At 69.7% G+C, this 20,658-nt stretch carries 20 protein-coding genes, 4 pseudogenes and 1 riboswitch; of the genes and pseudogenes, 9 read left to right on the top strand and 15 right to left on the bottom strand.

Annotation, left to right across the window (positions count from 1 at the left end):
• Window positions 1-4: 4 nt before the first annotated feature.
• Window positions 5-85: riboswitch (ZMP/ZTP riboswitch) on the top strand.
• A 103-nt stretch (window positions 86-188) separates the two neighbouring features.
• Window positions 189-1,043 (top strand): tetrahydrofolate dehydrogenase/cyclohydrolase catalytic domain-containing protein, encoded by an 855-nt coding sequence (locus tag ACHMXE_RS12135; RefSeq protein ID WP_395346175.1) that lies wholly within the window; start codon window positions 189-191, stop codon window positions 1,041-1,043.
• Here the strand turns inward: ACHMXE_RS12135 and ACHMXE_RS12130 are convergent.
• From ACHMXE_RS12130 to ACHMXE_RS12115, 4 genes are all read right to left on the bottom strand, one after another.
• Entirely contained in the window at window positions 1,040-2,890 is a 1,851-nt protein-coding gene (locus ACHMXE_RS12130) for a hybrid sensor histidine kinase/response regulator (RefSeq protein WP_395346174.1), read from the bottom strand. The genes ACHMXE_RS12135 and ACHMXE_RS12130 overlap by 4 nt on opposite strands.
• A gap of 166 nt (window positions 2,891-3,056) precedes the next feature.
• Window positions 3,057-4,397 (bottom strand): amidohydrolase family protein, encoded by a 1,341-nt coding sequence (locus tag ACHMXE_RS12125; protein ID WP_395346173.1) that lies wholly within the window; start codon window positions 4,395-4,397, stop codon window positions 3,057-3,059.
• A gap of 61 nt (window positions 4,398-4,458) precedes the next feature.
• Window positions 4,459-5,247 (bottom strand): alpha/beta fold hydrolase, encoded by a 789-nt coding sequence (locus tag ACHMXE_RS12120; RefSeq protein WP_395346172.1) that lies wholly within the window; start codon window positions 5,245-5,247, stop codon window positions 4,459-4,461.
• A 10-nt stretch (window positions 5,248-5,257) separates the two neighbouring features.
• Entirely contained in the window at window positions 5,258-6,127 is an 870-nt protein-coding gene (locus ACHMXE_RS12115) for a fumarylacetoacetate hydrolase family protein (RefSeq protein WP_395346171.1), read from the bottom strand.
• Between the two features lie 185 nt (window positions 6,128-6,312).
• On the opposite strand from ACHMXE_RS12115, the gene ACHMXE_RS12110 reads away from it, so the two are divergent.
• From ACHMXE_RS12110 to ACHMXE_RS12100, 3 genes are read left to right on the top strand one after another with little or no spacing between them, the layout of a single operon-like run.
• Window positions 6,313-7,257: an AraC family transcriptional regulator gene (locus ACHMXE_RS12110; protein ID WP_281081628.1), complete on the top strand. Its 945-nt coding sequence runs from the start codon at window positions 6,313-6,315 to the stop codon at window positions 7,255-7,257.
• 56 nt (window positions 7,258-7,313) lie between these two features.
• Window positions 7,314-7,616 carry a hypothetical protein gene (locus tag ACHMXE_RS12105; RefSeq protein ID WP_395347464.1) on the top strand — a complete coding sequence of 101 codons (303 nt, stop codon included), beginning with the start codon at window positions 7,314-7,316 and terminating at the stop codon, window positions 7,614-7,616.
• Window positions 7,613-8,329: a tripartite tricarboxylate transporter substrate binding protein gene (locus ACHMXE_RS12100; protein ID WP_395347366.1), complete on the top strand. Its 717-nt coding sequence runs from the start codon at window positions 7,613-7,615 to the stop codon at window positions 8,327-8,329. Before ACHMXE_RS12105 ends, ACHMXE_RS12100 begins: the two co-directional genes overlap by 4 nt.
• A 58-nt stretch (window positions 8,330-8,387) precedes the next feature.
• Here the strand turns inward: ACHMXE_RS12100 and ACHMXE_RS12095 are convergent, their stop codons facing one another.
• The gene (locus tag ACHMXE_RS12095; RefSeq protein WP_395346170.1) at window positions 8,388-9,020 is read right to left on the bottom strand and encodes a TetR/AcrR family transcriptional regulator; all 633 of its coding nucleotides are present in this window, start codon (window positions 9,018-9,020) and stop codon (window positions 8,388-8,390) included.
• Between the two features lie 225 nt (window positions 9,021-9,245).
• Here ACHMXE_RS12095 and ACHMXE_RS12090 point away from each other — a divergent pair, with 225 nt between their 5' ends.
• From ACHMXE_RS12090 to ACHMXE_RS12070, 5 genes are read left to right on the top strand one after another with little or no spacing between them, the layout of a single operon-like run.
• Window positions 9,246-10,883 carry a tannase/feruloyl esterase family alpha/beta hydrolase gene (locus ACHMXE_RS12090; protein ID WP_395346169.1) on the top strand — a complete coding sequence of 546 codons (1,638 nt, stop codon included), beginning with the start codon at window positions 9,246-9,248 and terminating at the stop codon, window positions 10,881-10,883.
• A gap of 58 nt (window positions 10,884-10,941) precedes the next feature.
• Window positions 10,942-11,769, top strand: a complete 828-nt coding sequence (locus tag ACHMXE_RS12085) for a TatD family hydrolase (protein WP_395346168.1) — start codon at window positions 10,942-10,944, stop codon at window positions 11,767-11,769.
• Window positions 11,766-12,458 (top strand): alpha/beta family hydrolase, encoded by a 693-nt coding sequence (locus tag ACHMXE_RS12080; protein ID WP_395346167.1) that lies wholly within the window; start codon window positions 11,766-11,768, stop codon window positions 12,456-12,458. The genes ACHMXE_RS12085 and ACHMXE_RS12080 overlap by 4 nt, the downstream gene beginning before the upstream one ends.
• 22 nt (window positions 12,459-12,480) lie before the next feature.
• The gene (locus ACHMXE_RS12075; RefSeq protein ID WP_203207317.1) at window positions 12,481-12,783 is read left to right on the top strand and encodes a YlcI/YnfO family protein; all 303 of its coding nucleotides are present in this window, start codon (window positions 12,481-12,483) and stop codon (window positions 12,781-12,783) included.
• The gene (locus ACHMXE_RS12070) at window positions 12,780-13,091 is read left to right on the top strand and encodes a type II toxin-antitoxin system RelE/ParE family toxin (RefSeq protein WP_209539441.1); all 312 of its coding nucleotides are present in this window, start codon (window positions 12,780-12,782) and stop codon (window positions 13,089-13,091) included. The genes ACHMXE_RS12075 and ACHMXE_RS12070 overlap by 4 nt, the downstream gene beginning before the upstream one ends.
• Before the next feature lie 49 nt (window positions 13,092-13,140).
• Here ACHMXE_RS12070 and ACHMXE_RS12065 read toward each other — a convergent pair whose 3' ends face one another.
• The 10 genes and pseudogenes from ACHMXE_RS12065 to ACHMXE_RS12020 all read right to left on the bottom strand — a co-directional run bounded on the left by ACHMXE_RS12065 (window position 13,141) and on the right by ACHMXE_RS12020 (window position 20,651).
• Entirely contained in the window at window positions 13,141-13,671 is a 531-nt protein-coding gene (locus ACHMXE_RS12065) for a helix-turn-helix domain-containing protein (RefSeq protein ID WP_093349829.1), read from the bottom strand.
• Between the two features lie 56 nt (window positions 13,672-13,727).
• Entirely contained in the window at window positions 13,728-14,507 is a 780-nt protein-coding gene (locus ACHMXE_RS12060) for an aldolase (protein WP_203207319.1), read from the bottom strand.
• 48 nt (window positions 14,508-14,555) lie between these two features.
• The gene (locus ACHMXE_RS12055) at window positions 14,556-15,428 is read right to left on the bottom strand and encodes a LysR family transcriptional regulator (RefSeq protein ID WP_395346166.1); all 873 of its coding nucleotides are present in this window, start codon (window positions 15,426-15,428) and stop codon (window positions 14,556-14,558) included.
• A 9-nt stretch (window positions 15,429-15,437) separates the two neighbouring features.
• Window positions 15,438-16,419, bottom strand: a pseudogene (locus ACHMXE_RS12050) (MDR family oxidoreductase).
• Window positions 16,420-16,551: 132 nt separating this feature from the next.
• Window positions 16,552-16,623, bottom strand: a pseudogene (locus ACHMXE_RS12045) (hypothetical protein); the annotation flags it as partial.
• 70 nt (window positions 16,624-16,693) lie between these two features.
• Window positions 16,694-16,843, bottom strand: a pseudogene (locus ACHMXE_RS12040) (thiamine pyrophosphate-dependent enzyme); the annotation flags it as partial.
• A 322-nt stretch (window positions 16,844-17,165) separates the two neighbouring features.
• Window positions 17,166-18,089: pseudogene (locus tag ACHMXE_RS12035) on the bottom strand (thiamine pyrophosphate-binding protein); the annotation flags it as partial.
• A gap of 35 nt (window positions 18,090-18,124) precedes the next feature.
• Window positions 18,125-18,781: a 3-oxoacid CoA-transferase subunit B gene (locus ACHMXE_RS12030; RefSeq protein WP_395346164.1), complete on the bottom strand. Its 657-nt coding sequence runs from the start codon at window positions 18,779-18,781 to the stop codon at window positions 18,125-18,127.
• On the bottom strand, window positions 18,778-19,446 hold the full coding sequence (locus ACHMXE_RS12025; RefSeq protein ID WP_209539435.1) for a 3-oxoacid CoA-transferase subunit A: 669 nt from the start codon (window positions 19,444-19,446) through the stop codon (window positions 18,778-18,780). Before ACHMXE_RS12025 ends, ACHMXE_RS12030 begins: the two co-directional genes overlap by 4 nt.
• Window positions 19,443-20,651, bottom strand: coding sequence for an acyl-CoA dehydrogenase family protein (locus ACHMXE_RS12020; protein ID WP_395346162.1), 1,209 nt, complete (start codon window positions 20,649-20,651; stop codon window positions 19,443-19,445). The genes ACHMXE_RS12025 and ACHMXE_RS12020 overlap by 4 nt, the downstream gene beginning before the upstream one ends.
• Window positions 20,652-20,658: the final 7 nt, after the last annotated feature.

Raw genomic sequence — 20,658 nt, 5'->3', positions numbered from 1 at the left:
GATCGAGCCGCCGCGCAACTGGCGAACGGATGGAGCACCATCGGGGAGCGCGGCCATCGTCACGCCGATCGCCTGGGCATGTCAGTCGTCTTTTCAGGAGTTCCGACGATGAGTGTCCGCATGCCCGCCCCGTACCGGCGCATCCCTTCCCGTCCACGGCTTTCGCCCTTCCGCCTGGGAGGTGCGCGATGACCGCCCCGACGCCCTGCATCCTGCTCGACGGCAAGTCGGTCGCCACCGCGAACGAGGAGGCGCTGCGACAGCGGGTCTTCGCACTGAAGGCGAGGACCGGCGAACGCACCCCCATCCTCGCCACCCTCCTGGTCGGCGACGATCCCTCGTCCGCGACCTACGTCCGGATGAAGGGCAATGCCTGCCGCCGCGTCGGCATGGACTCGCGCGTCGTGACGCTCGATGCGCGCGCGACCACCGCGGACGTGCTGCGCGAGATCGATGCACTGAACGCCGACGAACAGGTGCATGGCATCCTGCTGCAGCATCCCGTTCCCGCGCAGGTGGACGAGCGGCAGTGCTTCGACCGCATCGCGATCCGCAAGGACGTGGACGGCGTCACCAGCCACGGCTTCGGCCGGATGGCATTGGGCCAGCCCGCCTTCGGCTCGGCGACGCCCGCGGGCATCATGCGGCTGCTCGCGCACTACGGCATCGGCCTCGCCGGCAAGCGCGCGGTGGTGGTCGGCCGCAGCCCGATCCTCGGCAAGCCGCTGGCGATGATGCTGCTGAACGCCGATGCGACGGTGACCGTGTGCCACTCGAAGACCGCGAACCTCGCCGACGAGGTGCGGCGCGCCGAGGTCATCGTCGGCGCCGTCGGCCGGCCGCGCTTCATCCGGGTCGACTGGATCCGCGACGGCGCCATCGTCATCGATGCCGGCTACCACGAGGGTGGCATCGGCGACATCGAGACCGAGGGACTGTTCGAGCGCTGCGCGGCGCTCACGCCAGTGCCGGGCGGCGTGGGGCCGATGACGATCTCGACGCTGATCTCGCAGACGCTGGAGGCGGCGGAGCGTGCAGCCTAGCCGTGCCGCTCGCCGCGCTCGTCCTGCTCTCCGCGAATGATCTGGTGCAGCGTGCGCAACAGCACCTCCGGCTGCACCGGCTTGAACATCACGACCAGCCCGCTGGCATAGGCCGCGCGCACGCGCTCGGGATCGGTATCGCCCGTGACCAGGATCGTGGGCACGCGGCGGCCGGCGAGTCGGCGCAGTTCCTCGGTCGCCTCGATGCCGTCCTGCGGATCGGCGAGCCGGAAGTCGATGAGGAAGGCGTCGAAGCCGTCGGGCGTGGCGCGCACCTGCGAGCTGGCATCGGCGAGGCGGCAGGTGATCTCGATGCGCTCGCAGTAGGGCGCGAGCCACATGCGCACCGCCTCGCCCACCGGCTGCTCGTCGTCGAGCAGCAGCACGCGCGGCGGCACCAGCGGCAGCTCGGTGGTATCGGCCTGCGCGGTATCGGGCACGGCCGCGGGCGCGGCGGGCAAGGCGCTGGGCACGGGCGGGCGGCGCGGCAGGTCGACCCAGAACACGCTGCCGCGGCCGAGCCGCGAGCGCACGCCGATATCGCCGCCGAGCAGGTCCACCAGCCGCTTGACGATCGCCAGCCCGATGCCCAGGCCACGCGCGACGTCGCGCTGCGGGTTGTCGACCTGGTAGAACTCGTCGAACACATGGGGCAGGTGCTCGGGCGCGATGCCCAGGCCGGTGTCCCATACGGCCAGCCGCAGGCGGTCGCCGCGAGGCCGCGCGCTCACGAGGATGCCGCCCTGGCGCGTGTACTTGAGCGCGTTGTCGACGAAGTTGGTCAGCACGCGCAGCAGCAGGTCGCCATCGGTCTGCAGCCATTCGGGCGCGGTGTGGAAGCGCAGCGCGAGGCCCGCCTGCTGGGTGCGCGGCTCGAAGATCTGCGACAGCCGCAGGAACAGCGGGTCCACCGCCATCCGCACCGGCTGCGGCACCACCGTGCCCGCGTCGATCTTCGAGATGTCGAGCATCGCGTTGAGCAGGCCGCTCACCGCGTCGGTGGCCTGCACCACGCGGCTGGCCACGGGGGCCAGCGGATGGTCGGCGAGGTCGCGCTCCAGCGAGCGCGAGAACAGCGCCAGCGCATGCACCGGCTGGCGCAGGTCGTGGCTGGCCGAGGCGAAGAAGCGGCTGCGCTCGCGGTTGAGCCGCTGCAGTTCGAAGGACTGGCGCAGCAGCTGCTCGCTCAGCAGTTCCTTGTCGATCTGGTCCGACAGGCTGCGCCGGATCAGCTGGTGCTGCGACAGCGCATAGCGCGCCATCGAGCCGCCGAACAGCAGGCCGACCACGCAGGTGAACCAGCCATCGGTGCCGCCCATCCAGGCGAAGCGCGTGACCACCCCCAGCGTGAGCGGAATCGTGACCACGGGCACCATCGCGCGCCAGGTGGCGATCACCGGCACCGAGCCCATGAGCACCGCGAACATGCCCAGCAGCAGGATCAGGATGCGCATCGGCGACTCGGTGCCCGGCGGCATCAGCGCCCAGGGCGCCAGCGTCCACATCGACATGTAGGCGCCCAGCGGCAGCATGAAGCGCCACGCGCCCTCGGGCTGACGCAGCGTGAACTCGGGCTCGGGGTAGAGGCGCGCGTTCCAGCGCATGAACACCAGCCGCAGGCACAGCAGCGTGCAGATCGCGACGCCCCACGCCAGCGCGCCGAAGCCGCGCGTCATCCAGAAGAACACGCCGGCCATCGCGATCGCCGAGGCCAGTGCCGTCAGCACCGTGGGCGGGCCCATCACGAACATGCGGCGCAGCAGGCGTTCGCGGACCAGTTGGGCGTGGGAATCGGCAGGCCCGGGCACGGGGCCCGACGGGGTGGAGGTGGCGCCGGGCGTACGCATGGGCGGCAGTGTAAGGGCCGTTCCAGCGCGTCCGGCCGCCGGAGGCGCGGTGCTCGCCCGACCCTTGCCGCTCCTCCATGAACGCAATCGAGGAAGCACGCCGGCTCATCACGGCCGAGCCGAACAGCGAGGCGTTCCTGACCCTGGCACGGATCGCCAGCCGACCTCAGTGCATCTCGGCCAGCGCCTCCTTGACGCCCTGTTCCTGCAATGGCGTGTCGCCGCCGTCGAGGTGCAGGGCCGCGTGCGGCGGTACCGGGGTTGCGCAGTCCTTGTGAATTACGCCATCCTTCATCACCAGTTGCACCTTGGCCGGGTCCGTCAGCAGCGACAGGTCTTGCAGCGGGTCACCGTCCACCAGGACGATGTCGGCGAGAAAGCCGGCCTTCAAGCGCCCCAGTTCGTCGGGCCGCAGCATGATCTGTCCGCCCAGCCGCGTCGCAGCCATCAGTGCCTCCTTGGGTGTCATGCCGATGTAGTCGACGAAGTACTGGAGGTCGTTGGCATTGGTGCCGTGCGGCATCCACGCGAATCCATAGTCGCCGCCCGGCAGGATGCGAATGCCGCGCTTGTGCATCTCGCGCAGCGACGCCGATGCGATCTCCAGTTCGCGCTTGTAGCCCATCTGCGTGGCGACCGCCTCCGTGATGCCGTACTCGGCCGCGTTGTAGGTCGTGCGAATGAGCCAGCCGATGCCCGGTGCGACGAAGTGCCGGTCCCTGGCCGCCTCGAGCATGTCAAGCGCTTCCGAATCGGCAAAGCTGGCGTGGTAGACCATCTCGATGCCGTGGCGCACGCACTGCTTGACCGACTCGCTGGAGCGCGCATGCGCGGCCATGCGCTTGCCATAGCGCTTGGCTTCCTGCGCCAGCATGGCGACCTCGTCTTCGGCGAACGGCGACATCTCCGCGGGCAGGCCGGCGATGTACTCACCCGACAGATTGATCTTCAGGTGGTCCACGCCGTACTTGATGAAGGTGCGGGCCGACTTGCGGATCTCCTCGGGACCGCTGCAGACACTGCCGAAACTGAGTTCTTCGAACTTCATGTGCGGCAGCGTGTTGTCGCCCAGCGCGCCGATGGTGGTGATCTCCTGGCTGCCGGCCAGGTAGCGCGGGCCGGGGAACTCGCCCGCGTCGATGGCGTTGCGCAAGACCACGTCCAGCCGCGGCTTGGCCGCTGCGGCGCCGATCGCGGAGGTCCACCCCATGTCGAGGTAGCGCTTGGCCACGCGCACGCACCAAAGCATGTGCTCCTCGGGCGGCATGAACTGGATGGCCGCGAGCGACGGCTGGTCGTTCCACGAGAAATGCGTGTGGGCCTCGGTCATGCCGGGCATGAGAAAGCGGCCTTTGCCGTCGATCACGCGCGCGTCATCGGTGCTCACCCGCTGGGGGAAGCGCGCGACTTCCACGATGCGCTTTCCCTCCACGAGAAGGTCGCCGGTGTAGGGGTCCTCGCCCGAGCCGTCGAAGATGCGAACGTTGGTGAATGCAATACGGGTCATCGTTGTCTCCTCCGGCATGCGCTGCCGGCCATGGGGTTGTGGAATGGCGCCTGGCGCCGTCTCAGCGCAGTGCCGCGTAGAAGGCTTCGATTTCTCGTGCGCAGCGCTGCGGTTGTTCGAAGGTCGTCCAGTGGCCGCATCCGTCGAGCACGACGACGCGGCTGCCCGCGATGCGCTCCTGCATGGCGCGGACGTTGTGCGGCGGCGCCACGCCATCCTGATCGCCGGTAACCAGCAGGGTGGGCACATCCAGGCGTTCGAGCGCGGCCGACTGCGCATCGGCGAGCGCCGCGCAGCTTTGCGCATAACCCTCGGGCGACTGGCGCATCACGCTCTCCCGCACCAGTGCGAGCACCGCCGGCCGCTGTTCCTTCGTCGACGTGCTCGTCGCGCCCTTCACGATGGCATCGGCGATCTCCTGCATGGCGGCCACACCGCCTCGCGCCGCGTCGGCACGGGCTGCGATGTTGGGGCGGGCGGCATCGGGAGGCTCGGCCAGCGGGCCGAAGAGCACCAGCGATTTCACCGTGCCGGGACGGCGAAGCGCCAGGTGTTGAGCGACGATCGTGCCCATCGAGTGGGCTATGACATGGACCGATCCGATGTCGAGCGCCGAGAGCAGCCCCACCATCGCGTCCACGTAGCGCTCGATCGACAGCGCCTTGCCGTCTTGCGGCAGCGGTGACCTCGCGCTTCCTGGAAGATCGGGCCTGATGCAACGAAAACCGCGGAGCACCGGCAACAGGGGCGTCCAGTTGTTCGAGGAGCCGCCGAGCCCGTGGATGCACAGCAGCGCGTCGCCGGTGCCGTCGATCTCGACGGCCAGGTCGTTCAGAACTCGAGTCGTCATGCGCAGCCCTTCAGACGAACTTGTTCTCGATGGCGCCGAGCCGGTCGATCTCCACGCGCACCACGTCGCCGGCGCGCAGGTAACGCGGCGGACTCATGCCCATGCCCACGCCGGCCGGCGTACCGGTCGCGATGACGTCGCCGGGGTAGAGCGTGATGCCGCGCGAGATGGTCTCGATCAGCGTGGGAATGTCGAAGATCATGTTCTCGGTCGGACCGTCCTGGCGCAATTCGCCATTGACCCAGCAGCGCACGCGCGTCCTTGTGCCGTCGAACTCGTCGGCGGTGACGATCCACGGGCCCATTGGGCAGAAGGTGTCGAAAGACTTGCCCAGGTCCCACTGGCCGTGGCGCATCTGCACATCGCGCGCGGTCACGTCGTTGACGACCGTGTAGCCGAACACATGCGACGTCGCGGCGGCGCGCGTGATGTTCTTGCCGCCCTTGCCGATCACGACGGCCAGTTCGGCTTCGTAGTCGATCTGCGTGGAGATCTCGGCAGGAACGAGCACGTCGTCATGCGGGCCCACGACGCACTCGGGCACCTTGGTGAAGACGATGGGCCACTCGTCTGTCCTGGTCGTGTTGTCCTTGAACACCGAGGCAGCCAGTTCCTTGGCGTGCGCATGGTAGTTGCGACCCACGCACCAGAGGTTGCGGCGAGGCTTGGGCAGCGGCGCATCGAGCACCACATCGCCCAGTTCGACCGCGGGGCCGGCCGGCTCCGGGAGCGATCCACCTTCGGCGAGGGCTTGGATCAGCGTCAGCACGCCGCTGTCGGCCTGGACCTGCGTGAGTTGCAGCGGGGTAATGGTCTTCCCGTCGACGGAGACGAGCCCGACCTTGCGGTGGCCTTCGCTCGTGAAAGTGGCGATTCGCATGAAGCTTTGCTCCTGTGTTGTGGCGATGCGGCAACTTTAGGAATGGCAAGCCCACGCCGCTTATCGGTCGATCCGGCGGCGTATCGAATCGTCTGGTGCCCTCCTAAGGACTTACCCGAGGCACGGTGCCGGTCTCGGAGCCGGGAAGGAACAATCGCCGCAAACCACCTCGATGAAGCAGACAGATGCAGGAAGCCTATGCACTTCACGAAGGCGCGTTCGGCACGGCGATCGTCCTGGAGGCGAGCGCCAATCTGGTGTCGCACGCGCACTCGGAAACGCAGCTCGCCCTTTGGCTGGGCGGGGCGCGCGCCTGCGCGCATGTCGGTGCGCAAACCGTGCCCTACAGCGAGAGCGTGGCGTTGGGCGTGAACGCGTTCGAGGCGCACGACATGGTTCGCCTGGACGACAGCGGATCGAGCCTGTTCATCGTCTTCATGATCAAGAAGGAGTGGCTCGACGAGCTCGGCCAGGCGAAGGACCGCAGCTTTCGCTTTCCCTCGCCGCGAGTGCCCATCGGCGATGCGCTGCGCCGCTCATGCTGGCGCGTGCTGGACCTGATGATCTCCGCCGGCAGCGGACGCGACCAGGTCGACAAGGAGGTGGAGCGCTTGCTGGAAGCCGCCATCGCGGCCTCCAGGACGGGCGGCGAGGCTCTTTCCGTCGCGGCGGGCCTCGACGTCACGCTCGACCATCGCCTTCGGGCCGCCATCGCCCATATGCGCGCGCACGTCTCGGAGAAAACGACCATCGACGAGATCGCTGCCAAGGTCGGCTTGTCGCGCGCGCACTTCTTCGCGCTGTTCCGCGACCAGCTGCACACGACGCCGCAGGTGTTCTGGAGCGGCGTGCGCGTCGAGGAAGCGATGCGGCGCGTCAGCGAAGGTGGCGAACTCACGGACGTTGCGCTCGACCTGGGCTTTTCGGCGCCAGGCAACTTCTCGCGCTTCTTCAAGGAGCACACGGGGATTTCGCCATCGATCTTCAAGCGGGCCACGCGTGCGCCTTCTCCCGTTACCGTGACAGGCATTCCGCGCGAGGGACAGAGTCTTTCTTCATCCGACGATGCGCCGGAAGATGAAGGCGAGCAGGGATCTCGGCACGATCGCGGCCATATCCACAGGATATGAAAACGTGACTCGAAAATGTATTTCTAAATATGGCGGTGCATGCCTACGATGCCCGCATGACAAGAAGAGACAAGCCGCAGGAACCCCCTGCATCTCGGCGGACCGCGAGGCGCCGCACGGTCCTGCTGCTCGCGGCCGGCCTGCTGTTCGGCACGGGCTGCGCCGCCGCACCGCAGGTCTCCACCATCGTCGTGCCCGCGCCGCCCGGCGGCCCCATCGACCGCGTCGCGCGGCTGATCGCCCCCGAACTCGCGGCCGCGCTCGGCCATCCGGTGCTGGTCGACAACCGCCTGGGCGCGGCCGGCAAGATCGGCGTGCAGGCGGCCCTGCGCGCAGCGCGCGCGACGGCCGCACGCTGATCGCGGTCTCGCCCTCCATCGCCTCGGTCAACCCGGTGCTCGACAAGGCGCCCGGCCATGACCCGTTGAAGGACTTCGATGCGCTGGGCATCGTGGCGGCCAATGCCGGCGTGGTGGCGGTGCGCGCCGACCTGGCGGTGGCCGACATGGCCGAGCTGGTGCGGTATGCGAAGGCGCATCCGGGCGAGCTGACCTATGGCTCCTTCGGCATCGGCACCAGCCTGCACCTGCAGAGCGAGGAGCTGCTGCGCACGCTCGGCATCGAGGCGCGGCACATCCCCTACAAGGGCGAGGCGCAGGCGATGAATGCGCTGGCGGGTGGCGAAGTGGACCTGATGCTCTACGCCACCGCGCCCATCGTCCCGCTCGTGCGGAGCGGGCGCGTGCGCGCGCTGGCGGCCACCTCTTCGCAACGCTGGGCGATGCTGCCCGAGGTGCCGAGCTACGCCGAAACCGGCGTGCCGGCCTTGCGCAACTACCAGTACCACTCCTGGGTCGGGCTGGTGCTGCCCGCCGGCACGCCGGCGGCGGCACGGCGCGAGGTACTCCAGGCCTGGCAGCGCGCGCTGGCCAGCCCGAAGCTGCGCCAGTCCCTGGTCGCGCAAGGCTTCGAGCCCGCGTCGGGCGATCCCGCGGAGATGCAGCGCACCATCGCCACCGAGACCGCGCGCCACCGCGCGCTGCTCGCGAGCGGCCGCATCAAGCTCGATTGAGCGGTTCGGCCTGCGCGCGATCCATGGCGGAGATGCGCGCGATGGGCCGATCAGCCGATCACGCCTTGCGCGCCTTCGGCTTCTTCTTCGGCGCGATCTCCAGCCCCGTGATGCCGTTGAGGAACAGCTGCGTCGCGATCGGCGCCATCTGCTCGTAAGAGAAGCGTCCTCCGGGCTTGAACCAGGTGAACATCCAGTTGAGCATGCCGAACAGGAACATCGTCAGCAGCTTGTGCAGTTGCGATGCGTGCAGGTCGGGGCGCGTGGCGGCGATGGCGTCGGCGAACACGCGCACCACCGTGCGCTCCTTGTCGAGCACGCGCGCCTGCGCCTCGGGATCGAGGAAGCGCACGTCCTCGGTGAGCACGCGGTGCTCGTGCTGCGCCTCGGCGTACTCGGCCATGAAGGCCTCGATCAGCTCGGGCAGCCGCTCGTCGGGCGCGAGCTGCAGCGCTTCCACGCCAGTGACGATGTCGACCAGGCGCGAGACATGGCCGTCGGCGATGTGCAGCAGCACCTGCGCCTTGTCCTTGAAGTGGTGGTAGAGGCCGGGCTTGGACAGCCCGCTGGCCTCGGCGATCTCGTTCATCGACGTGGCCGCATAGCCCTTGCGGGCGAACAGCTCGGCGGCGGCCCTGACGATCAGGCTGCGCTGGTCGCCGGGGCGGGAGGAAGCGGTGTCAACGGTCATGGATGGCGAAGAGGGCTGCGCGCGAGACCACGCGGTCCGCGATCTTAGGGGTTAGTCCCGAGCACTTGCCGCTTGCCCGTGTCGGCACTGCTGCGTTAGCCTTGCGCGGCTTCCAGACCGACCGGTCGGTTGGTTTTTTGGTCGATGTCCGCATCGACCGAAGCGCGAAGCCATCGAGACAGAACCGCCGGCCATCCGGCACCCCATCAAAAATCGGAGACAACCATGCGCGACGAGAAGTGTGTGAACCGTGCCCTGCTGTCGGCGGGCCTGCTGATGGCCGCCGGCCTGGCCCTGCAAGGCTGCGGCGGTGGCGGCGGTGGCGGCAGCGGCTTCCTCCCGATCCCGGCACCCGCGCCCGCGCCGGCCGCGCCGCCGCCCGCGGGTCCGTCGGGCCCCAGTGCCGAGCAGCTCAAGAGCACCTGCAGCGGTCTCAAGGGGCAGGTGCTGGCGGGCGTCACGGTCACGCAGACCGCGCGCTTCGAAGCCAGGACGGCGGTCAATGCCTCGGGCTTCTGCCAGGTGCTGGGCACGCGCGCACCCTTCCTCGACATCGAGATCGACGTGCCCGACAACTGGACCGGCCGCTATTGGCAACAAGGTGGCGCTGGCTTCGATGGACGCATCGCCTCGGCAGTGACCAGGGACGGCGGCGGCGCCGTGACGGCGGTCGACCCGACGCTCGCACTCAAGGGCGCGGTGTACGCGGCCTCGAATGGCGGCAACCGCGCGAGCGTGCCCGCGCAGGCTGCCCCCGCCGTCTGGGCCAGCGGCACGGCCGAGGGCCAGCAATCGGCGACCGACTACGCCTATGCCGCGGTGGGCACCACGCTGCGCTTCGGCAAGGCCGTCGCGCAGGCCTTCTTCGGCAAGGCGCCAACGCACAGCTACTTCAACGGCTGCTCCAACGGCGGACGCAACGCCTACATCGCCGCGCAGCGCTGGCCGCAGGAGTTCGACGGCATCGTCTCGGGCTGCGAGACCATGGACATGGCGGGCCAGACCAGCGCCTGGCTGCGCGCGGCCTCGCTGACCGGCACGCCCGCGGCGCTGAGCCCCGCGCAGACCGGCGCGGCCCATGCGGCGGCGCTCGCGGCCTGCGACGCGCTCGACGGCGCCAGCGACGGCCTGATCGGCAACCCACAGGCCTGCAGCTTCGATCCGGCCGTGCTGCAGTGTGGCGTGGCGGGCGCGAGCAGCGATCCGGCCCTCTGCCTGAGCGCCGCGCAGGTGGGCACGCTCCAGTCCTTCCTGTCGCCGCTCAAGCTCTCGAACGGCTCGACCGTGCTCTCGGGCTATTCATGGGGCAACGGCCTCGGCCTCGGCTGGGGCGGACTCGGCGGCGGCTTCGCGCTGCTCGCGAGCGGCGATCCTGCCTGGCTCACGCCGGCCCGGCAGGCGGGCTTCCAGCTCGAGACCGACTACTACATGCTCGGTGCGGGCCTGGCGCGCATCGGCGCCGACCACGACAAGGCCGCCATCGCCAGCTACGTGGCCTCGGGCCGCAAGCTGATCTCCTGGCATGCCGGCAGCGACGCGCTGCTGTCGCCGAACGACCACTACCGCAACTGGACCACCATGACGGGCATCGCGAAGTCGATGGGACTGGCCGACCCGAACAGCACCACGCGCTTCTTCATCGTTCCAGGCGGCGGGCATGGCGCGGGCGGCAGCCTGCAGGAAGTGGACTGGGCCTCGGCCATCATGGGCTGGGTGGAGAACGACGACGCGCCCACGCAGCTGACCTACAACTTCACGAGCGGCGGCACGGCCCGCAGCATGCCGGCCTGCCAGTACCCGAAGTACCCGAAGTACAGGGGCTCGGGCGACGTGAACGCGGCGGCCAGCTACAGCTGCAGCTGAGCCCGGCGGCGGCGCACGGGCACCGCGTGCATGCGCGGTGTTCTCGTACCATCGATGCATGAGCATCGAAGCGAAAGCCGCCTCCCCTTCCCTCGTCGACATCGGCGTCAACTTCCATTCGGGCCAGTTGGCGTCGATCACCGCGCCGCTGCTGGCGCGTGCCAAGGCCGCGGGCGTGGCGCAGATCCTGGCCACGGGCACCTCGCTCGCCTCGAGCCTGCGCGCGCTCGAGCTGGCGCGGGCGCATCGGGGCGTGGTCTTCGCGACCGCGGGCGTGCATCCGCATGACGCGAAGTCCTTCGACGCCGCCACCTTCGAGCAGCTGGCCGAACTGTGGCGCTGCCCCGAGGTCGTGGCGGTCGGCGAATGCGGCCTCGACTACAACCGCAACTTCTCGACACCTGAGGCGCAGCGCGCGGCCTTCGACCGGCAGCTCTCGATGGCCGCGCAGACCGGCAAGCCGCTGTTCCTGCACTGCCGCGATGCCTTCGCCGATTTCCACGACATGCTCGCGCCCGTGGTGGCCGACGGCGCGCACGGCGTGGTGCACTGCTTCACCGGCGACCGCGCCGAAGCCGAGGCCTTTCTCGCGATGGGCCTCGACATCGGCATCACGGGCTGGGTGACGGACCTGCAGCGCGGCCAGGCCTTGCGCGCGGCCATCCCCGTCATTCCGCTGGACCGGCTGCACCTCGAGACCGATGCGCCCTGCCTGCTGCCGAAGAACGCGGGCCTGCGCGGCAAGCCGAACGAACCGGCGTACCTGCCATGGGTTGCCGCGGGCGTGGCCGAACTGCTCGAACGCGATGTGGCCGAGGTCATCGCGGCCTGCAGCGCCAACAGCCGGCGGCTGTTCGGACTCCCACCCGTCGAGGTCGCCGCATGAGCACGTCGAGAAAGATCACGATCGAGGTCGATGCCGAGTTGCGCGTGTCGGGCCTGATCGACGCGGCCGACGATGCGCGCTTCGCCCTGGTGCTCGCGCACGGCGCGGGCGCGGGCATGACGCACGCGTTCATGGAGGCCGTGGCGCAGGGTCTCGCCGAGCGCCGCATCGCGTGCCTGCGCTACCAGTTCCCGTACATGGAGCGCGGCTCGAAGCGGCCCGACGCACCGCCGCTCGCGCATGCCACGGTGCGCGCGGCCGTGGCCCGTGCCGCGGCGCATTTCCAGGGCCTGCCGCTGTTCGCGGGCGGCAAGTCCTTCGGCGGGCGCATGACCTCGCAGGCCCAGGCGCTGGGCCTGCTGCCCGAGGTGACCGGGCTGGTCTTCCTCGGCTTTCCGCTGCATGCGGCCGGCAAGCCCTCGATCGATCGCGCGGCGCACCTGCACGATATCGACGTGCCGATGCTGTTCGTGCACGGCGCGCAGGACAAGCTCGCGGAACCGCCCTGCTTCGCGCAGGTCGTCGATTCGCTCGGTGACTGGGCGAGCGTCGACGAATACGCGGCGGCCGACCATGGCTTTCACGTGCCGAAGAAATCGGGCCTGACCGACGCGCAGGTGATCGAGCAGATGCTCGATGCGGTGGCGGTGTGGATGCAGGCGTGGTTGCTGGATGGAGTTCCTGCATAGCATTTGCACTACAATGCTCGACATGAAAACGGCTCAGCTTCCTCCGGTTCGGGTTCTGGCATCGGTTCGAGAGCAGATCGAAAGCGTTCTGCTCGATGGCGAGACCCTGTCGAACTTCGTCGAGAAGGCCGCGATCGACGCAGCGCGGCGCCGCCAGGCCCAGCAGGAATTCGTGACCCGCGGACGTTCTTCGCTGGCCAAGGCGCGCGCGTCCGGCGAGTACTACTCGGCCAATGACGTGTTCGACGCGATGAAGTCTCGCCTCGAGACCGCGCGCACCGCGGCGCAGCGAGCACAGGGTGGCGTCGGCAAACGGCGCCCGTGAAATACCTCGTCAGCTTCACGCGCGAAGCGCTCGAGGATCTGCAGCGCCTCGAAGGTTTTCTCCTCGAACTTGCGATCAAGCATGGCGACTGGGACCTGCCAGACCGCGCATTGAACGCGATTCGCCACGAGTTTCGAATCCTGGAATCGAATCCATTCACATGCAGGATCGCCCATGACGACCGGCTCGAACGCGAACTGGTGATTCCATTCGGCGCGTCCGGATATGTCGCCTTGTTCCATATCGTGAGCGAGCAGGACATCGTGGTGTCCGCGATTCGGCATCAGCGCGAGGATGACTACCACTGAGCCTTCGCGATGAAGGACGGTTCCTCCCTCGGGAAAGCATGGCGCGAAGCTACTTCGCGACGATCACCACCAGCACCGACGCATCCTCCCCATCGACCGAACGCAGCTTGTGCGCGATGGTGGAGTCGAACTGCACGCAGTCGCCCACGTTGAGCATCTCCTTGCGGTTGCCGATCTGCAGCTCGATGCGGCCGGTCAGCACGTAGAGGATCTCCTCGCCGTCGTGGTGGCTCATGATCTTGCTGTGGCCGCCCGCGCGCTCGCCGGGGCGCAGCACGAAGGCGCGCATGAGCCGTCCCTGGCTGACGCCGGCGACCAGCGACATGTAGGTGCGGGCCTCCTCCTCCGACGGCGCGGGCGCGCGCACGATGGACACGGCATCGGCCACGGTGGAGCGGCCGAACAGGTTCTCGACCGTGACACCCAGCGCGCTCGCGATCTTCAGCGCCGACTCGATCGACGGCTTGGAGATGCCGCGCTCCACCTTCGACAGGTAGCTGCGCGTGAGTCCGGAGTCGCTGGCCAATTGCTCGAGCGTGAGGCCGCTCTGCACCCGCAGGAACTTGAGATTCAGCGCCATGTGTCTGTGGTGTCCATGCGGTCGATCTTAGCGTCGGCGCAGCGCGGCCCGGGGGCTCAGCAATCGAGCGGCGCGGGCGCGCCACGCGTCTGCCGGCACCAGTAGTCGAAGGTGGCGTTGACGATCGAAGGCTTGAGCAGGTAGTCGTGCGCCTCGCGCGCGAGCACGTCGTCCACCGGCGTCAGCGGGCCGAAGGCCTGGGCGCGGATCTGCATGCGCGCGGCGCGCTCGAGGTAGACCGACAGGTAGGTCGCTTCCTCGATGGTCTGGCCGGCCGTGAGGTAGCCGTGGTGCGCGAGCACGATGGCGCGCTTGCTGCCGAGCGCGCCCGAGATGATCACGCCCTCCTGGTCGGCGATCGGAACGCCGGGCCATTCGCCGAGGAAGGCGCAGTCCTCGTGCAGCGGCGTCATGTCCATCTGCGAGATCACCAGCGGCTGGCGCGCGGCCGCGAGCGCCGAGGCCCAGGGCGAGTGGGTGTGGATGATCGACTGGACGTCGGGCCGCGCGCGATACACCCACAGGTGGAAGCGCGTGGCGGGGTTGGGCATGCCGGTGCCGGTCAGGGTGTTGAGGTCCTGGTCGACCTCGATGAAGTCCTCGGGCGTGGCTTCGTCGAAGCCGAGGCCGAAGCGCAGCGTCCAGTAGGCGCCGGGGCGTTCCGAGCGCGCGCTGATCTGGCCCGCGAGCCCGGCTTCCTGGCCGGTCATCGCGAGGATGCGGCAGGCATAGGCCAGGCTCTGTTTCATGGTGCGCGGCGCGCCCGCCAAGTGCTGCGCCATCTCGCGGGTGGCGCGCTCGTCGAAGTATTCCTTGCTGCGGAGTTCGGGGGTCATGGTTCGATGAAGAGGAAGTTGTGTGGGTGGAAGGAAGAGGCGCGGCGCTCAGGGCACGGCCGCCAGCACCATGTCGACCAGCCGCTGGACCAGCGGCGATTGCGGCTTGCCCGCGCGCGTGATCACGACCACGCGGCGGCGCATCAGCGGCCGTTCGATGCGAACCTTGCGCAGGTCGTTGTCCTGCAGCAGCTTGTCGGGCATGCGGGTCGGCAGGATGCAGGCACCCATGCCGGCGGCGACCAGCCGGACCAGGTTGTCGACGGTCTCGGCCTCGGCGACGATCGGCAGCTTCAAGCTGCCCTGGCGCACCATCTTGCCCAGCGCATAGTGGGCCGGAAAGGCCACCAGCCGCGGCCGCTCCTCCGTGAGGTCGATGGTCTCGCCAGGGGCACTGTCGCGCGTGGCGACCAGGCACATCTCGTCGTCGAACAGCGGCCGCGTGTCCAGCGTCTGCGAGGCGACGGCCGTGTCGTAGACCAGGCCGATGTCGGCCTTGCCGTTCTCCACCAGCTCGGCCGCGTCCGACGAGCTGCGGCACATCAGCGACAGCGCGACGTCGCTGCATTCGGCCGAGAAGCGCGCCACGATCTCGCCGAGCAGGTAGTAGCTCAGGGTATGGACCGCCGCCACCCGCACCGTGCCCTGCGACACGCCGTCGTGCTTGCGCACGCAGTCGACCGCGGCGTCGATGCTGCGGTAGGCGGCCTCGGTCTTCTCCTTCAGGCCGCGCCCCGCTTCCGTCAGCTCCACGCCGCGCCCGTTGCGCACGAACAGCGGCTGGCCGAGGCAGCTCTCGAGCGTCGCCAGCTGGCGGCTCAGGCCGGGCTGGGTCTGGTCCAGCGCCTCGGCGGCGCGCGAGAGCGACTTCAGGCTCGCGATCTTGAGGAAGTACCGCAATTGGCGGTCGAGGGAATCCACGCGATCCGATCAGGCGTTCACGTCGACGATCAGGCGCCCGGCGATCTTGCCGTCGATCAGGTCCTGCGCGGCGGGAATCGCCTGCGCCAGGCCGATGGTCGCGGTCATCGCGAGCGTTTCGTCCGCGCCCAGCGTGCGCTGCAACTGGGTCCAGGCTTCCAGGCGCCGGGGCAGCCCGGCCTTCACGCTGTCGATGCCCACGAGCGTCACGCCGCGCAGGATGAAGGGCGCGACGGTCGACGGGAAGTCCATGCCCTGTGCCAGCCCGCAGGCCGCGACCACGCCGCCGTACTTCGTAGCGGCGCAGGCATTGGCCAGCGTATGGCTGCCCACGCAGTCGACCACCGCGGCCCAGCGCTCCTTCTGCAGCGGCTTGCCCGGCGCGGACAGCGACTCGCGGCCGATCACCTCGTGCGCGCCCAGTGCCTTCAGCCGCACGGCCTCCTGCGGGCGGCCCGTGGCGGCCACGACCCCGGAAGCCGCGTTTGGCCAGCAGGCTGACGGCGAAGCTGCCCACGCCGCCGTTGGCGCCGGTCACCAGCACTTCGCCGGCCTGCGGCCCGATGTCGCGCTCGATCGCGAGCACGCACAGCATGGCCGTCAGGCCCGCAGTGCCGATCGCCATCGCGTGGCGGCTCGTGAGGCCCGCGGGCATCGCCACCAGCCAGGCGGCCGGCACCCTCGCCTTCTGCGCCAGCCCGCCCCAATGGCCTTCGCCCACGCCCCAGCCCGTGAGGATCACCTGGTCGCCGGCCTTGAAGTCGGGCGACGTGCTCTCGCCGACCGTGCCCGCGAAGTCGATGCCGGGCACCATCGGCCACTGGCGCACGATCGGGCCGCGGCCGGTGATGGCGAGCGCGTCCTTGTAGTTGAGGCTCGAGAACTCGACGTCGACCGTGACGTCGCCCTCGGGCAGCGCCGAGGCCTCGAGGGCCTTCACGGCGGCCAGCGTCTGGCCGTCCTGCTGGGTCAGGTGGATCGCGTTGAACATGGGTTTCCTTGGGTTCGTCTTCAAAAGGGCCGACCGCAGCGAGTCGGCCAGCGCATAGTGGGTGGCGCAGCGCACCTCGATCACGGCCGGGCCGCGCACGGCCAGCGCCTCGGCCATGACCTGCGCGGCCTCGTCCGCATGCCGCACCACATGGCCCGAGGCGCCGAAGGCCCGGGCGAGCGCGGCGAAGTCGGGGTTGCGCAGGTCGGTGCCGACTGACGCGGCCCGGATAGGAGCGCTCCTGGAACGAGCGGATCGTTCCGTACGAGGCGTTGTTGGCGACGACGATCTTCAGGTCGATGCCGCGGTCCACCGCGGTCGCGAGCTCGTTGCCGCTCATGAGGAAGCCGCCGTCGCCGCAGAAGGCGATCACCTGCCGCTGTGGATGGCGCAGCCCCGCGGCCAGGCCCGCGGGCACGCCCATGCCCATCGCGCCGCAGGCCGAGCCGAGCAGGCGGTTCGACGGCCCCGAGCCGCAGCGCGCGATGCACCCAGGCGGCGAAGTTGCCCGAGTCGGTCGTGAGGATCGTGTCGTCGCGCATCGCGCCGCGCACGGCGTTGATCACATGGCCCAGCACGTCCTGCGCGGGCACGCGGGCTTCGTTCCAGCCGTGCGCGGCCTCGCGCGCATGCAGGCCCGCGCGCAGCCATTCGCTGCGGTCGATGGACGGCGGCGTCATGCGCAGCAGCGCGTCCACGAAGGCGCGCGCGGTCGACACCACGCCGAGCGTGGTGTCGAAGTGGCGGCCGATCGCGCCGGCATCGGGGTACACATGCAGCAGCTTCTGCGCGTCGGGCGACTGGCGCGGAACGGTGAAGCCCTGCGTCGACACGTCGCCGAGCCGCGTGCCGATGCCGACGACGAGGTCGGCCTGCGCGAACAGCGCCGTGTGGACGGCGGAGGGAAAGAAGCCCAGTTGACCGAGCCAGTGCGGATGCGTGTTGGGAAAGAGGTCCTGGTACTTGTTCGTGACCGCGACCGGCAGTTGCCAGGCCTCGCTGAGCGCGACCAGCGCCTGCCTGAAGGCGCCATCGGCGCACGCTTCGCCGCCGACGATGAGCACCGGCCGCTCGGCCCGCGCGAGCAGCGCGGCGGCGTCTTCCAGCGCCTGCATCGACGGCTCGGGCCGCGCGACGCCGAAGCGCGTGGCGGCGCATCGGGGGATCTCCTGGGCCAGCAGGTCCTCGGGCAGCTCGACGATCACCGGGCCCGGCGTGCCGCTGGCCGCGGTCGAGAAGGCGCGCGCCAGGGTCTCGGCGGCCTGCGACGCGAGGTGGATGCGGGCGGTCCACTTCGCCATCGGCCCGAACAGGCGCGCCGCATCGATCTCCTGCACCGCGTCGCGCCCCAGGTTCGGCAGGTCGACCTGCCCGACCAGCACCACCAGCGGCAGCGCCTCCTGCGAGGCCACGTGGATGCCGATGGTGGCGTTCGCGAGGCCCGGCCCGCGGCTCACCATCACCACGCCCGGCATGCCCGTCAGCCGGGCATCGGCCGCTGCCGCGAGGCTGGCCGAGCCTTCGTGGCGGCAGGTCACGAGGTCGAAGTCCTCGCGGCCGTGCAGCGCATCGAGCAAGGGAAGAAAGCTCTCGCCCGGCACGCTGAAGGCGCGCTGCACGCCGTGAAGGGCGAGGCTGTCGGCAAGGAGGTCGGCGACGCGGAATGGCATGGATGGATCGGGTTCGAGGCGAAGTGGTTGTGCGTTCATGCGAGGAGAGACCTGGCCAGTCGCAACGGCGCGGCGGTCAACGCCTGCAGCCGTTCGAACGTGAGGCCGTCGACCATGCGGCTCACCACCAGCCCGTCGGGCTCGACCTCGATCACGGCCAGGTCGGTGAAGATGCGCCGCACCACGCCCACGGCGGTCAGCGGAAAGGTGCAGGCCTCGACGATGCGCGACTCGCCCTCCTTCGTCTGGTGCTCCATCAGCACCCAGATCGACTTCGCGCCCACGGCCAGGTCCATCGCGCCGCCCACGGCCGGCGGCGCCGAGCCGTCGAGGCCCATGCTCCAGTTGGCGATGTCGCCGCGCGCGCTGACCTGGTAGGCGCCGAGGATGGCGATGTCGAGGTGGCCGCCGCGCATCATCGCGAACGACAGGCCGGTGTCGAAGTAGGAGCCGCCCGGCAGGATGGTGACGGGCGTCTTGCCCGCGTTGATCAGGTCGCGGTCTTCCGCGCCCGGCGCCGGCCGCGGCCCGATGTGCAGGATGCCGTTCTCGCTGTGCGTGACCACGCCCGAGGCCGCGGTGATGTGGTCCGACACCAGCGTCGGGAAGCCGATGCCGAGGTTGACGAAGCTGCGCGGCGGCAGCTGCGAGGCCGCCAGCGCGGCCAGTTGTTCGCGCGTGAGTCTGTTCATGCCCGATCTCCCAGGAAGACGCGGTCGACGAAGATGCAGGGCGTCACGATGCATTCGGGATCGAGGCCGCCGACCGGCACGATCTCGTCGACCTCGAACACCACCGTGTCGGCCGCGGTGGCCATCACCGGCGAGTAGTTGCGCGCCGTCTTGTTGTAGACGATGTTGCCCATGGTGTCGGCCTGCCTGCCCTTGAGCAGCGCGAAGTCGGCGCGCAGCGGCTTCTCGAGCACGTAGTCGCGCCCGTCGATGCGCTCCACGCGCTTGCCTTCGGTCAGCACGGTGCCGATGCCCACCGGCGAATAGAAGCCGCCGATGCCCGCGCCGCCGCAGCGGATGCGCTCGATCAGCGTGCCCTGGGGCACCAGCTCGAGCTCGACCGTGCCGGCGCGGTAGGCCACGGCGAAGGCCTTGGCGCTGCGCGGGTACGAGCAGACGATCTTGCGCACGATGCCGGCCGTGAACCAGAGCGACAGGTCGTCGGCATCGGCGCCCGCGTTGTTGGAGATCACGGTGAGCTCGCGCACGCCCAGCGCCAGCACGGCCTGGATGATGGCGCGCGGCAGGCCGGCGCCGCCGAAACCGCCGACCAGCAGCGTGGCGCCATCGCGCAGGCCCTCGAGGGACTGCGCGGCGCTGTCGACGACCACATGTCTCAGGCTCATGGTTGCTGGGTTCCTTGTTGCTCGCCGCGGGCGGGGGCCGAGGAATAGGCCGCGGCCAGCCCGCGGCCGATGCGGTCGTTGAGCATCTCGGTGCTGCCGTCGGCGAAGGCCGCGAGCCGCACTTCGGACGCGAGCGCGACCAGGCCGTGGGGCGCGGTGGCCCCCACGGCGCCCATCGCGCGGATGCACTGCTCGATGCCCTCGGTGGCGGTCTCGACCGCGATCTTCTTGGCGCTGGCCGCGAGCTCGGGGCCGCAGGTGCCGGCATCGATGCGCCGCGCCGCCTTCACCACGAGCGCATTGGCGGCCTCGAGATGGGCCGCGACCTCCGCGAGTGCCCATTGCAATCCCTGGTGCGCGAGCAGCGGCTTGCCGAACGCGGTGCGCTGGCCGCAGTACGCGACAGCGGTGCACAGCGCCGCATGCAGCGAGCCGGTGCACATGGCCGCCACATGCACGCGTGCCGCGTTGATGGCTTCCATCGAGGCGCGGAAGGCCTCGCCGGGGGCGTGGATCAGCGCCCAGTCGGGCACGAAGTGCCGCTCGAAGCGGATCTCGGCGAGCCTGAACTCCATCGCGCCCGGCAGCTCGTGCGGCGTCGCGGCGAAGGCCTTGCCGGCCTCGGGCTCGACCAGGAAGCCCGCGATCGCCTGCGATCCGTCGGCCGCGGTGGTCCGCGCCAGCACCATCAGCAGGTTGGCGATGACGCCGTTGCTGACCCAGGCCTTGCTGCCGTCGAGCAGCCAGCCGCCCTCGGTGCGCACGGCCTGCGAACGCAGCTGCGTGAGGTCGCTGCCGGCCGTGGGTTCCGACATCGCGGGCGCGCCGATCAGGCGGCCGGCCAGCAGCCCCGGCAGCAGGCGTTCCTTCTGCACCGCCGAGCCGTGGCGCCACAGCCGCGTCGCCATGCCCTGCATGTTGTTGAGGCAGAAGGCCGCGGCGAAGCCGTGGCCCGCCATGGTCTGGGCGATGCGGACCTTGCAGAGGAAGGAGGCGCCGAAGCCGCCGCCCTCCTCCGGCACTTGCAGGCCGAGCATGCCCAGCGCGGCCCATTGGGCGATCACCGTGCGTTCGCAGGGCTCGCCGCGCGAACGCGCCTGCGCGAGCCGCGGCGCGAGCACCTCGGTGCAGAAGCGTTCGGTGTCGCGCACCAGCGCCAGCTCGCGCGCCGTGAGGCCGCTGTCCAGTTCGTCGAAGAAGCTCATGGTCAGC

Origin of the sequence: Variovorax sp. UC122_21, from assembly GCF_044056785.1 — a bacterium.
In the GTDB taxonomy this organism is placed as follows: Bacteria; Pseudomonadota; Gammaproteobacteria; order Burkholderiales; family Burkholderiaceae_C; genus Variovorax.
The sequence above is the reverse complement of the archived record's forward strand: the minus strand, read 5'-3'. Positions and strand labels throughout refer to the sequence as shown.